The following is a 12,526-nucleotide window of genomic DNA, read 5'->3' as shown; positions in this document are numbered from 1 at the left end:
GTGTGTTCGTAAAGAGGTCATCTCCATGAAACTCACCTTCTCTCCCGCCTCCCCGTTCGCCCGCAAGGTGCGCATCGCGGCGATCGAGCTTGGCCTGATCGACAAGATCGAGCTGGTGCCGGCGACCGTCGCGCCCGGCACGGCCAACGACGAATACTCCAAGATCTCGCCGCTGAAGAAACTGCCGGTGCTGATCCTCGACCATGGCGACGTCATCCTCGATTCCTACGTCATCGTCGAATATCTCAACGAGCTCGGCGGCGGCCGACTGATCCCGGGCTACGGCCCGCGGCGCTGGAAGCTGAAGACCGATCACTCCCTGCTCAACGGCATGCTCGATTCCATGCTGCTGTGCCGCTACGAGAAAATGGTGCGGCCGCAGGGCTCGCTGTGGCAGGCCTGGCACGACGATCACTGGAACAGGGCCTGGGCCGGCATGGCGCGGTTCGAGAACCGGCCGGATGTTCTCGATGGCGCGTCGTTCGACATCGCGCAGATCGGCCTCGTTTGTGTGCTCGGCTATGCCGATTTCCGCTTCGCCGATTGCGGCTGGCGCAAGGCCTATCCCAAGCTCGACGCGTTCTACCAGAAAATGCTGGAGCGGCCGTCGGTGAAGATCTCGGCGCCGCCGGCGGCGTGACCACGGCAACAGCGGGGAGCATGTGACGCGCGAATGCCTCCCCGCCTCTCACCTCCCGGCGCAGGTCTTGTGCATCGCCGGCCCGGCTCCGATCTCGACCTTGTGATGATGACGGCGGCAGCCCGGTACGGCCAGCCGAAGGAAGGCCTTGCGGCGATGGATATCCTTGCCAACATCATCATTCCCGCCGTGCGCGACGCGCACTAGAACTTTCCTGCGCGCTTCTTCACGCGAACCGGACTCCACCTCGCTCGAAAGCGCCAACGCCAAGGAATCACCATGAGCCTGAAGTTTGCCGCCGGCGATCTCACCATTCATCGCATCGTCGAGCAGGAGACCACGTTCCTGCCCGCGCACGACATGCTGCCCGGACTGACGCCGGACGTGCTCGCCGAGAACCGCGGCTGGATGCAGGCCACCGGTGCGCTCGACGACAGCGACACCTTGATCCTGGCGTTCCAGTCCTACGTCGTGAAGACACCGCACCATACCATCCTGATCGACAGCTGCATCGGCAACGACAAGCCGCGGCCGGCGCGGCCGAAATGGAATATGAAGACCGACGACAACTATCTGCGCAGTCTGGCGTCAGCCGGCTTCTCCGTCGCTGACATCGACTATGTGATGTGCACGCATCTGCATGTCGATCACGTCGGCTGGAACACGCGGCTGGAGAACGGCCGCTGGGTGCCGACCTTTCCAAACGCGCGCTACGTGTTCGACAAGGCCGAGTTCGACTACTGGACCGAGAGCAACGCGAAGGCGGAAGTCCCGCCTTTCGTGGACAGCGTGCTGCCGGTGGTCGAGGCCAAGCGCGCCGAGATCGTCGGCCATGACTTTGCGATCGGCGACCATGCTCGCATCCTGCCGACGCCCGGCCACACGCCGGGCCACGTCGCCTTCGCCTTCGGCCGCGGCAAGGACGCTGCGGTCTTTTCGGGCGATCTGATGCACTCGCCGATCCAGACGCATTATCCGGAGCTGTCGGCGAAGTTCGATGTCGACCAGGCGCAAGCCGCGAAGACGCGGCGCGGCTTCCTGGAGCGTTATTGCGACACCGACACGCTGTGCTGCCCCGCGCATTTCCCCTCGCCGTCGATTGGCAAGATCAGGCGGAAGGGCAGCGGGTTTGTGTGCGAAACGGTGTGACGTGAGCCAAACTCGCGATAGTCGCACCCTGCCACCCTCCCCTGGAGGGGTCGAGACGAGCGTAGCTCGCTCTCTGGGTGGCTCACATCAGGCGCAGCGCAATGTGAGACGGGGTGGGGTGATCTCTCAACGCGGGCAGCGCCCGTTACGAGAGACCTTCACCCCACCTCGGTTCGCATTTCATGCGAACCGATCCTCCCCTCCAGGGGAGGATAAGAAGAGCGTGCACCTCAATCAAACAAGCTCGGCGTGTGGTTCACGATCGCGCCTTCGATCTGCAGCATCTTCAGCTTGGTGACGACGCCGCCATTGGCCGAGAAGCCGCCCGGCTTGTTGCCCGCCGCCAGCACGCGGTGGCAAGGCACCACGATCGGGCACGGGTTGCGGCCGAGCGCCTGGCCGACATCGCGTGACAGCTCGACCCCGCCGAGCTGCTTGGCGATATCGCCATAGGTTACGGTCTTGCCCGGCGGGATCTTCCGCGCGATGTCGTAGACGCCGCGGTTGAATTCCGGCACGCCGTCGAGATCGAGCACAATGTCGGCAAGGTCGTTCGGCTTGCCGGCGAGCAGCTCGATCATGCCGTCGATCGCGTGCTGCACCTCGGCCGGCGGCGCCGCCTCGGTGACCTCGCCGTTGCGCTGGAAGATCCGCTTGCGGGTCTTCTCCTCGGTGCCCATCGGCAGCTGCACCCCGGTAACGCCGTGCTCGCCCCAGACGACGCCACAGGCGCCGATCATGGTCTCGAAGATTGCAAAATGCTGGCCGGTCATGGCTCGCTCCAGATGTTCCCTTCAGCTCTCGCGTGAGCCTGCCGTTGATCCGGAATCTAGGCTTGGAGAATGTTGCTATCCACCCGAATTCCGTGGGAACTTCGGCCAAATCAACAACATCTCCTGCCTCTCCGCGAGCCCAAAATGCACAGCCTCCACGTCAACGGTTTCGACATGCCCTATCTCGATGTCGGAGAGGGCCCGCCGCTGATCTGCGTGCACGGCTCGCTGTGCGACTTCCGGATCTGGTCGGCGGTGCTCGGCCCGCTGACGCGGCGGCACCGCGTGATCGCGGTCAGCCTGCGGCATTTCTTCCCGGCGCATTGGGACGGCATCGGCGACACCTATTCGATCGCGCAGCACGTCGACGACGTGATCGCCTTTATCGAAAAATTCGACACCAGACCGGTCGACCTGATGGGGCATTCCCGCGGCGGCCATATCTGCTTCCGTGCCGCGCAGCGGCGGCCCGACCTGTTGCGCAAGCTGATCCTCGCCGAGCCGGGCGGCGAGCTCGACGAGACCCTCGATCCCGATTTCAAGCCGGGCCCCTCGCCGCTGGCAGCACGCTTCGCGGCATGCGCGGCGGAAATCGCCAAGGGCGACATCGACGGCGGCTTGCAGATCTTCATGGACGCGCTCGAAGGCCCCGGCGCGTGGAAGCGGATTCCGGCAACCTCCAAGCAGCTGTTGCGCGACAATGCGACCACGCTGATCGGCCAGACCCGCGACCAACGCCCGCCATTCTCGAAGGCGGACGCGGAAGCGATCAAGACGCCGACGCTGTTCATCGGCGGCGCCAACACCAAGGGCGTGCTGCCGAAGGTGCTGCACGCGCTCGCCGCCAATGTGAAGGGTTCGCGCACCGAGATGATCCCGGGCACCACCCATCCGATGTTCGAGCAGGCCCCGCAGCGCTACTGCGAGATCGTGCTGGAGTTTCTCTCCGCGTAAGCGGTGCACCCTTTCCCCTTGTGGGAGAGGGTGGCGCGATGGTGCGCAGCGGCATCGTGCCGGGTGAGGGGTTCTCTCCGCGGAGGCAGACCCCTCACCCGCCACCGATGCGACGCATCGGTGGCGGCCTCTCCCACAAGGGGAGAGGCGAAGTAAGAAAGCTACTCTCTCACACCTTCCAGGCGCCGACCGGCTGGCGCACCGCGACGTTGAGCCGGTTCCAGACGTTGATCGCCGCGATACCCAGCACCAGGGACGCGAGCTGCTGCTCGTCGAAGTGCTTGGCGGCCTCGTCCCACACCGCGTCCGTCACCGGATCCTCGCGGTCGCTGAGCCGGGTCACCGCTTCGGTCAGCGCCAGCGCGGCGCGCTCGGCCTCGGTGAAATACGGCGCGTCGCGCCAGGCACCGACCGCGAACAGCCGCTCGTCGGTCTCGCCGGCACGCCGGGCGAGCTTTGGGTGCATATCGACGCAGACGCTGCAGCCATTGATCTGGCTGGCGCGCAGATGCACCAGTTCCAGCAGCTTTTCCGGCAGAGCTGGCTTGGTGCTCTCGCTCAGCGCCTGCAGCGCCTTCATGGCCTCGGGAACAACCATCACCGGGTGGTTCATGCGGGCTTTCATCATGTCATTCTCCTGAATTGCCTTTTGACGGCGCCGTGCCGATCTGTTGTCACATCGGCGCAGTTTCGTTCGTCATGGCCATGACGGAGCGGACAAAGGGAATGTGACCGATGGACGAGAAAAATTCTCTCACCGAGCAGTTCGAGGCCAACCGGCCGCGCCTGCGGGCGGTGGCCTATCGCATGCTGGGCTCGACCGCCGAAGTCGACGATGCCGTGCAGGAAACCTGGCTGCGGCTCGGCCGCACCGACACGGCGGCGGTCGACAATCTCGGGGGCTGGCTGACCACGGTGATCGCGCGCATCTGTCTCGACATGCTGCGCTCGCGCAAATCGCGCCGCGAGGAGCCGATCGGCCCACATGTGCCGGAGCCGATCGCGGACAATCCGTCCGAGCGCGAGACCGAGATGGCCGATTCCGTCGGCGCCGCGCTACTCGTGGTGCTGGAAACGCTGGCGCCGGCCGAGCGGCTGGCTTTCGTGCTGCACGACATGTTCGCGGTACCGTTCGAGGAGATCGCGCCGATCGTCGGGCGCACGCCGGCCGCCGCGCGGCAGCTCGCCAGCCGCGCCAGGCGTCGCGTGCAGGGCACGCCGCCCGCACCGGATGCCGATCTCAGCCGGCAGCGCGGCATCGTCGAGGCCTTTCTTGCGGCGTCCCGCAACGGCGATTTCGAAGGACTGCTGGCCGTGCTGGCGCCCGACGTCGTGGTGCGCGCCGATCAGGCTGCGCAGCGGCTCGGCTCGCTGCCCGTCATCCGCGGCGCCGCAGCGGTTGCCGAAAGCTTCAAGGGACGCGCGCAGGCGGCGAGGCCCGCGCTGGTCGACGGCGGGATCGGCGTTGCCGTCATCTTCGGCGGCGCGCTCCGCGTCGTGCTGCAGGTCACGATCTCAGGTGACCGGATCGCGGCGATCGATGCGACCGCCGACGTCTCGGAGATCGAGACCTTCGATGTCGAGGTGCTTGAGCGCAGCTGACACAGCTGGAGGCAGCAAAGTCGCAATGCTAGTGTCTCCCTGCATCTGCGCAGGGAGGACAATCATGAAACTATCCATCAAATTGCTCGCGTCGGCCGGCCTGCTCGCCCTTGCCTCCTCCTCCGCCTTTGCCGCCGCAGACGAGAAGCTGCGTGCGGCCGCCGAGCAGGCCCAGCCGGCCGTGATCGAGAGCCTGCACGACATGGTGCTGATCGAGTCGGGCTCCGGCGATGTCGAAGGCCTGAAGAAGATGGCCGACTACACCGAGGCACGGCTGAAGGCGCTCGGCGCCAAGACCGAGCGGCGCAAGACCACGAAGGGCGCCGGCGCCGACATGGTGATCGGCAGCTTTGAGGGCAGCGGCACGAAGAAGCTGATGCTGATCGCGCATATGGATACGGTGTATGAGCACGGCATCCTCGACACCCAGCCCTACAAGGTCGACGGCAACAGGATCTACGGACCCGGCATTGCCGACGACAAGGGCGGCATCGCCGTCATCCTGCATGCGCTCAAGATCCTGAACGATGCGGGCTGGCGCGATTACGCCAAGCTCACGGTGTCGTTCAATCCGGATGAGGAGGTCGGCTCGATCGGCTCCGGCGAGATCATCGCCGAGCTCGCCGACCAGCACGACGTGGTGCTGTCCTGCGAGCCGACGGTGGCGCCGCCGGTGGCCAAGAACGAGAGCCTGCTGCTCGGCGCCAGCGGCACCGCCACCGGCACGATCGATGTGAAAGGCAAGGCCTCGCATGCCGGCGCGGCGCCGCAGCTCGGCCGCAACGCGCTGATCGAGCTCGCGCATCAATTGCTGCAGACCCAGGACATCGCGAAATCGATTCCGGGCACGCAGCTGAACTGGACCACCGCGAAGGCCGGCACTGTGCGCAACCAGATCCCCGATCATGCCACCGCCGGCGCCGACATCCGCCTCACCATTCCCGACGGCGTGCAAAAGCTGCAGGCCGCGCTCGACGAGAAGGTGAAGAACAGACTGATCGCGGACACCGAGGTGACCGTGAAGGTCGTCGCGGGCCGTCCGCCGTTCGTCGCCGATGATCGCGGCCGCGCGCTCGCCAGGCAGGGACAGGCGATCTACACCGAGCTCGGGCGCACGCTCGACATCGCGGAAATGACCGGCGGCGCGACCGACGCCGGCTACGCCGCGCGCAGCGGCAAGGCCGTCGTGGTCGAAAGCTTCGGCCTCGCCGGCTGGGGCTATCACGCGCGCGACGAATACATCGACACCAACTCGATCGTGCCGCGGCTCTATCTGATGACGCGGACGCTGATGGAGCTGGGCAAGGCGAAGTAGCGTTTCCGAAAAACTCGTCATGCCCGGGCTTGTCCCGGGCATCCGCCGCTCTGGTCCCGGCATCAAGAAGGACGCGGACGGCCGACCCAAGCCCGGCCATCACGACGTTGGGACGGCTGTCGCAGCGCGGCCCGGTCAAAAACCGGCCCATTCTCAATCGCTTAGCGTGGTCGCAAACCGGAGCCTTGACCGCTCCCCCAACCCGCAGTAACCTCATTTTCGAACACGGAATTCCGTATTCCAAACTGAACAGTCGGTATGATCCCGTTGGACCCGCTTCCAAACCTCATCGACCAGGTCTACGGACGATTGCTCGAAGCGATCATCGACCGCACGCTGCTGCCTGGCCAGCGCATCACCCAGAACGAACTTGCCGATCGGCTCGGCGTCTCGCGCCAGCCGATTTCGCACGCCCTGCATCTGTTGCATCGCCAGGGCCTTGTCGCGGAGAGCGGCAAACGCGGCTTCGAGGTGACGCAGCTCGATCCGCAGCGCATCCGCGAACTCTATGAAGTCCGCGGCGCCATCGATGCGCTGGCGGCACGGCTTGCCGCTACGCGTGTAAAGGAAGATGCCGCGGCACGCGCGCAACTCGAAGCCGCGCTCGAAGCCGGACGCGCGATCGACGACGGCACGCCGCTGGCGCGCCTGATCGCACTCGACGTCGATTTCCACAGCGCGATCTATCGCCTCGCCGGCAATTCCGCGATCGAGGAGATGATCGCGCCGCAATGGCCGCATATGCGCCGCTCGATGGCGACCGTGCTCGCCGAGCTCGATTACCGCGGCAGCGCCTGGACCGAGCACGAGACCATCGCCGCGCATGTTTTTTCCGGCAATGCCGCAGCGGCAGAAGCCGCGGCGCTGGCGCATGCGCAGACGGCAGGACGGATGACCGAGGAGAAGCTGAGGGCAATCGACGTGGCGGCGTGACGTTCACGCATCGCCCCGGATGACAATAACAACAGGAGGAAAGCACCATGAAACTGACCCAAGAGCAGGTCGAATTTTTCCATCGCGAAGGCTGGCTGTTCCTGCCCGAGCTGTTCAGCCAGGAAGAGGTCGACTTCCTCGCGCGCGAAGCAGTCTCGATCTATGACGCCAACCGCCCCGAGGTGTGGCGCGAGAAGAGCGGCGCGCCGCGCACGGCCTTCGCCGCGCATCTCTACAATGAGGCGTTCGGCACCCTCGGCGCGCATCCGCGCATGATCGATCCCATCGAGCAGCTGTTCGGCGAGAAGGTCTACATGCATCAGTTCAAGATCAACGCGAAGGCGGCCTTCACCGGCGACGTCTGGCAGTGGCACCAGGACTACGGCACCTGGAAGCGCGATGACGGCATGCCGGAGCCGCGCGCGATGAACATCGCGATCTTCCTCGACGAGGTGATGCCGATCAACGGCCCCTTGATGCTGGTGCCGCAGAGCCAGACCGCGGGCGATCTGAAAGCCTCGCACGATCTCGAAACCACATCCTATCCGCTGTGGACGCTGGACGAGGAAACCGTGACCCGCCTGGTGAAGCAGGGCGGCATCGTCGCGCCGACCGGCAAGCCCGGCGGCATGCTGATGTTCCACGGCAATCTGGTGCACGGATCGAGCGGCAACATCACGCCCTACCCGCGCAAGATCGTCTACCTGACGCTGAACGCGGTCTCGAATTACATCCGCACCCCGACGCGGCCCGACTACATCGCGCACCGCGACTTCACGCCGATCCAGACCGTCGCCGACGACGCGCTGCTGCGGCTCGCTCGTGCACCGCGGCAGGCGGCGGAGTAAAGTCTTCGACCGTCATTCCGGGGCGGTGCGTTAGCGTCGAACCGCAGATGCGCAATTGCGCATCGGGGAATCTCGAGGTTCCGGGTTCGCGTTTCACGCGCCCCGGAACGACCCTTTGGAAAGCATCATGAACCTGCATCACCTCCTCAAAACCCGCGCCGCCGCCGGCAAGCCGGTGCGCGTCGTCCTGATCGGCGCCGGAAAATTCGGCTCGATGTTCCTGTCGCAGGTGCCGCACACGCCGGGGCTTGAGGTGCCCGTGATCGTCGATCTCGACCGTGACCGGGCCCGCGAGGCGTGCCGCACGGTCGGCTGGGACGACGCGCGGATCAGCGCCACCACCTTCACCGACGACGGCGCGCGTGCGATCGCCGGCGGCGCATTCGATGTCGTGGTGGAAGCGACCGGCAATCCCGCCGTCGGCATCCGCCATGCCCGCGCGGCGATTGCCGCCGGCAAACATGTCGTGATGGTCAATGTCGAGGCCGATGTGCTGGCGGGGCCGCTGCTCGCCGAGGAGGCACGCAAGGCCGGCGTGGTCTATTCGCTGGCCTATGGCGACCAGCCGGCGCTGACAGCCGAGATGGTCGACTGGGCCCGCGCGACAGGCTTCCGCGTCGTCGCCGCCGGCAAGGGCACAAAGTACCTGCCGGCCTATCACGACGTCACGCCGGACGGTGTGTGGCAGCATTACGGGCTCACCGCCGGCGAGGCGCAATCCGCCGGCATGAATCCCCAGATGTTCAACTCCTTCCTCGACGGCACCAAATCCGCGATCGAGATGGCGGCGATCGCCAACGCCTGCACCCTCGACGTGCCGTCGGAGGGATTGCTGTTTCCGCCCTGCGGCGTCGACGACCTGCCGCATGTGATGCGGCCGCGCGACAAGGGCGGCGTGCTGGAGAAATCCGGCATCGTCGAAGTGGTGTCGTCGCTGGAGCGCGACGGCCGTCCGGTGTTCCGTGATCTGCGCTGGGGCGTCTATGTGGTGCTGGAGGCGCCCAACGATTATGCCGCCGATTGCTTCAAGCAGTACGGCCTCAAGACCGACGCCTCCGGCCGCTATGCGGCGATGTACAAGCCGTATCATCTGATCGGACTCGAGCTGAACATCTCCGTGCTGTCGGCAGCGCTGCGCAACGAGCCGACCGGGCAACCGCGCGGCTTCCGCGGCGACGTCGCAGCGGTGGCCAAGCGCAATCTGCGCGCCGGCGAGATGCTCGACGGCGAAGGCGGCTACACCGTGTGGGGCAAGCTGATGCCGGCCGCCGCCAGCCTCGCCGCCGGCGCATTGCCGATCGGGCTTGCGCATCGGGTGAAGCTGAAGAACGACGTCGCCTATGGCGCTGTCGTGCGCTGGAGCGATGTCGAGGTCGACGAGAGCAACGATACGATCAAGACGCGCAAGGCGATGGAGCAGGCGTTTTCGCGCTGACGCTCGAACGACGGGACGTCCATCACCTCTCCCCCTTTGCGGGGAGAGGTCGGGTCGCCCCGGCGATGCGAAGCATCGTCCGGTGTGATCCGGGTGAGGGGCGAGGCAAACTGCTCAACAAGCGGCGAAGTGCTCGCCGGATGGATGCCCCTCACCCCAACCCTCTCCCCGTAAGAACGGGAAGAGGGAGAAGATGGAGCGCGGCTCAATGACTACGGCAGCAGCCGGCTCGCCTTCGCCAGCCTGAACCACTTCCGGAACATCGCTTCCGTATCCATCATCTCGGTGAAGCCGGCCTGGTTGATCTTCACCGTCGAGACGATCGACGGCGGACCCGATTCAGTCTGTCCGTAGCGCATGCTGTAATCGGCATATTGGAAGGACAGGCCGACGAACTCCTCCAGGCCGGGCGCGATCAGGTCGTGCGTCCTGCGCAATTCGTCCCACGGCGCGATCCATTTCGGATATTCCTGCGCCAGCGACAGCGGCACGTGCCGGCCCGGCGTCATCTCGAGCGCATCCGATACCGCCGGCCAGATATTTTCCCAGGTGAAGACGTCGCCATTGGTGACGTTGAAGGCTTCATTGCGCGCGGCCTCGGCGCCGCCCGACCAGGCGATCGCGCGTGCCAGCAGATCGACATCGACCGCCTGCGCGACGCGCGGCGCGCCGCCGGGATAATCCAGCGGCCTGCCCTGCGCGCGCAGCACCGCCGCATAGACGCCGAGCGGCGGGATCAGATCCATCGCTCCGCCCATGGCTTCGCCGATGATCAGGACCGGGCGCAGGATGCTCCAGTGCCAGCTCTTGCCCCGCTGCAGCTCGCGCAGGAAATTCTCCTGCGCCCAATAAAAATTCGGCTGCTCGTACATCTCGGAACGGCCCTCGCGCGCCGGCACCGTGAGCGGCCGGACATGCACGCCATAGGCCTTGGTGCCCTGCAGCAGCGCGACATGCTTGAGATCGGGCGCGACGGGTTCGAGCACGCCCATCAAATTGCGCAGCATCCGGTCGTTGGTTTCGATCTGGCCGGCATCGCGCCAGCCATCAACCAGGCTGGGCGCCTCATAGAGCGCGGCGTAGATCAGGTGCGTTGCGCCGCCGAGCTCCGCCGCGGCGCGACGGCAATCCTCCGCGCTGGTGAGATCGATTCGCACATGCCGCGCGCCATAGAGATCGCGTGGCTTGCGGCGCGACAGCGCAATGCGCTCGCAATCGTCGGATGCGCCGAAGTGTCGCAAGGCGGCGTTGCCCACGAGGCCGGTTGCGCCGGCAACCACGATTTTCTTGTTGGCCATGTCCTTGAACTCCCATCAACCCACCCGCCCTGCGTAGCAGATCGCGGCAGGGCCGGCAGCCATCGCGGCGGGTATCGGATGAGACCGACAGCGCCGATTGTCCTTCGCACCTGCAACGAAGGCAGGCGCTTGATTTCCTCCGGCAAACGATCATCCTGACCGGCGGAACCGGAAACTCGGATTTCCACAACAAGAGCCCGTCGAGGGCCACCGGACACATTCATCACAGAATGTCGATCGATCGGCGAAGAAAGACGGCACCAAGATCGTTCCCCTTGTCGAGGTATCGGCACACAGGAGGGATACGCATGAAACGTCGTGAATTCTTGAAGGCAGGCGGCGTCGGGCTGGCTGCGACGGCGGTCGCCGCGCCCGCGGTCGCGCAATCGATGCCGGAGGTCAGGTGGCGGCTCGCGGCGAGCTGGCCGAAGGCGCTCGATACGCTCTATGGCGGCTGTGAATTCTTCTGCAAGCGCGTCGCCGAGATCACCGACAACCGCTTCCAGATCCAGCCGTTCGCCGCCGGCGAGATCGTCCCCGGCCTGCAGGTGCTGGACGCCGTCTCCAACGGCACGGTCGAGATGGGCAACACCGCGCTGTATTACTACTGGGGCAAGAATCCCGCCTTCACCTTCGGCACGTCGCTGCCGTTCGGCCTCAACACGCGCCAGCACATTTCCTGGCTGCAATGGGGCGGCGGCACCGACCTGCTCAACAATCTGCTCGCAGAATTCAACTGCATCGGCATTCCGACCGGCTCGACCGGCGCCCAGATGGGCGGCTGGTTCAGGAAGGAGATCAAGTCGATGGCGGATTTCCAGGGCTTGAAATTCCGGGTCGGCGGCTTCGCCGGCACCATCATCGCCAAGGTCGGCGGGGTGCCGCAGCAGATCGCCGGCGGCGACATCTATCCGGCGCTGGAAAAAGGCACCATCGACGCCGCTGAATGGGTCGGGCCGTATGACGACGAGAAGCTCGGCTTCGTCAAGGTCGCGAAGTTCTACTACTACCCCGGCTGGTGGGAAGGTACCGGCCAGGGCCACAATGTGATGAACAAGGACAAGTGGAACGCGCTGCCGAAGCACTATCAGGCCGCGATCCAGGCCGCCTCCGAGGACACCTTCACCTGGGTGACCGGCAAATATGATGCGGTCAACCCGCCGGCGCTGAAGCGCCTGATCGTGGCCGGCGCGCAGTTGCGGCCATTCCCGCAGGAGGTGCTGGAAGCCTGCTACAACGCGGCCAACGAGATCTACGCGGATCTTTCCAAGAGCAATCCGCATTTCGGCAGGATGCATGCGAGCCTGGCCGCTTACCGCAACGAATCGCTGGCCTGGATGCAGGTCGCCGAGCTCTCGTTCGACAGCTTCATGATGCGGATGCGCACGCGCACCTGAACCGGACGATGGCTTTACACTGCCGTCATTGCGAGGAGCGATAGCGACGAAGCAATCCATTTCTCCGCTTGCGATGAGATGGATTGCTTCGCGGAGCCTGTCATCGGGCGCGCGTTCGCGCGACCCGTTGGCTCGCAATGACGGGGCTGGAGCAGCGCTTATTATTTCGTTCATCTTGTGCC

Annotated in this window: 13 protein-coding genes; 10 read left to right on the top strand and 3 right to left on the bottom strand. The window is 65.4% G+C overall.

Annotated features, from left to right (window positions below; all coding sequences use genetic code 11):
• The first annotated feature begins 25 nt into the window (after window positions 1–25).
• The 3 genes from J2R76_RS32520 to J2R76_RS32510 all read left to right on the top strand — a co-directional run bounded on the left by J2R76_RS32520 (window position 26) and on the right by J2R76_RS32510 (window position 1,789).
• Window positions 26–640, top strand: coding sequence for a glutathione S-transferase family protein (locus J2R76_RS32520; RefSeq protein ID WP_057017844.1), 615 nt, complete (start codon window positions 26–28; stop codon window positions 638–640).
• A 33-nt stretch (window positions 641–673) separates the two neighbouring features.
• Window positions 674–847: a hypothetical protein gene (locus J2R76_RS32515; RefSeq protein WP_156436273.1), complete on the top strand. Its 174-nt coding sequence runs from the start codon at window positions 674–676 to the stop codon at window positions 845–847.
• A 72-nt stretch (window positions 848–919) separates the two neighbouring features.
• Entirely contained in the window at window positions 920–1,789 is an 870-nt protein-coding gene (locus tag J2R76_RS32510) for an MBL fold metallo-hydrolase (RefSeq protein WP_057017845.1), read from the top strand.
• 230 nt (window positions 1,790–2,019) lie between these two features.
• Here the strand turns inward: J2R76_RS32510 and J2R76_RS32505 are convergent, their stop codons facing one another.
• Window positions 2,020–2,562 carry a methylated-DNA--[protein]-cysteine S-methyltransferase gene (locus J2R76_RS32505; RefSeq protein ID WP_057017846.1) on the bottom strand — a complete coding sequence of 181 codons (543 nt, stop codon included), beginning with the start codon at window positions 2,560–2,562 and terminating at the stop codon, window positions 2,020–2,022.
• Between the two features lie 144 nt (window positions 2,563–2,706).
• Between J2R76_RS32505 and J2R76_RS32500 the strand changes: the two genes are divergently transcribed.
• On the top strand, window positions 2,707–3,516 hold the full coding sequence (locus tag J2R76_RS32500) for an alpha/beta fold hydrolase (RefSeq protein WP_253625376.1): 810 nt from the start codon (window positions 2,707–2,709) through the stop codon (window positions 3,514–3,516).
• Window positions 3,517–3,685: 169 nt separating this feature from the next.
• Here the strand turns inward: J2R76_RS32500 and J2R76_RS32495 are convergent, their stop codons facing one another.
• A complete protein-coding gene (locus J2R76_RS32495; protein WP_028341912.1) occupies window positions 3,686–4,141 on the bottom strand; it encodes a carboxymuconolactone decarboxylase family protein in 456 nt (151 codons plus the stop codon).
• Between the two features lie 110 nt (window positions 4,142–4,251).
• Between J2R76_RS32495 and J2R76_RS32490 the strand changes: the two genes are divergently transcribed.
• The 5 genes from J2R76_RS32490 (at window position 4,252) to J2R76_RS32470 (ending at window position 9,649) form a co-directional block, all read left to right on the top strand.
• Window positions 4,252–5,118 carry a sigma-70 family RNA polymerase sigma factor gene (locus J2R76_RS32490; RefSeq protein WP_253625375.1) on the top strand — a complete coding sequence of 289 codons (867 nt, stop codon included), beginning with the start codon at window positions 4,252–4,254 and terminating at the stop codon, window positions 5,116–5,118.
• Between the two features lie 64 nt (window positions 5,119–5,182).
• Window positions 5,183–6,433 (top strand): M20/M25/M40 family metallo-hydrolase, encoded by a 1,251-nt coding sequence (locus J2R76_RS32485; protein WP_253625374.1) that lies wholly within the window; start codon window positions 5,183–5,185, stop codon window positions 6,431–6,433.
• Between the two features lie 258 nt (window positions 6,434–6,691).
• A complete protein-coding gene (locus J2R76_RS32480) occupies window positions 6,692–7,366 on the top strand; it encodes a GntR family transcriptional regulator (RefSeq protein ID WP_057017850.1) in 675 nt (224 codons plus the stop codon).
• A 47-nt stretch (window positions 7,367–7,413) separates the two neighbouring features.
• Window positions 7,414–8,214 (top strand): phytanoyl-CoA dioxygenase family protein, encoded by an 801-nt coding sequence (locus tag J2R76_RS32475; protein WP_050425629.1) that lies wholly within the window; start codon window positions 7,414–7,416, stop codon window positions 8,212–8,214.
• Between the two features lie 127 nt (window positions 8,215–8,341).
• Window positions 8,342–9,649, top strand: coding sequence for an NAD(P)H-dependent oxidoreductase (locus J2R76_RS32470; protein WP_253625373.1), 1,308 nt, complete (start codon window positions 8,342–8,344; stop codon window positions 9,647–9,649).
• 212 nt (window positions 9,650–9,861) lie between these two features.
• Here J2R76_RS32470 and J2R76_RS32465 read toward each other — a convergent pair whose 3' ends face one another.
• A complete protein-coding gene (locus J2R76_RS32465; RefSeq protein ID WP_253625372.1) occupies window positions 9,862–10,947 on the bottom strand; it encodes an NAD-dependent epimerase/dehydratase family protein in 1,086 nt (361 codons plus the stop codon).
• A gap of 308 nt (window positions 10,948–11,255) precedes the next feature.
• Between J2R76_RS32465 and J2R76_RS32460 the strand changes: the two genes are divergently transcribed.
• Entirely contained in the window at window positions 11,256–12,344 is a 1,089-nt protein-coding gene (locus tag J2R76_RS32460; RefSeq protein WP_076827474.1) for a TRAP transporter substrate-binding protein, read from the top strand.
• The last annotated feature ends 182 nt before the right edge of the window (window positions 12,345–12,526 follow it).

Source organism: Bradyrhizobium sp. USDA 4532, assembly GCF_024171315.1.
Classification (GTDB): Bacteria; Pseudomonadota; Alphaproteobacteria; order Rhizobiales; family Xanthobacteraceae; genus Bradyrhizobium; species Bradyrhizobium australafricanum.
This window is presented reverse-complemented; position numbering and strand designations above follow the sequence as displayed.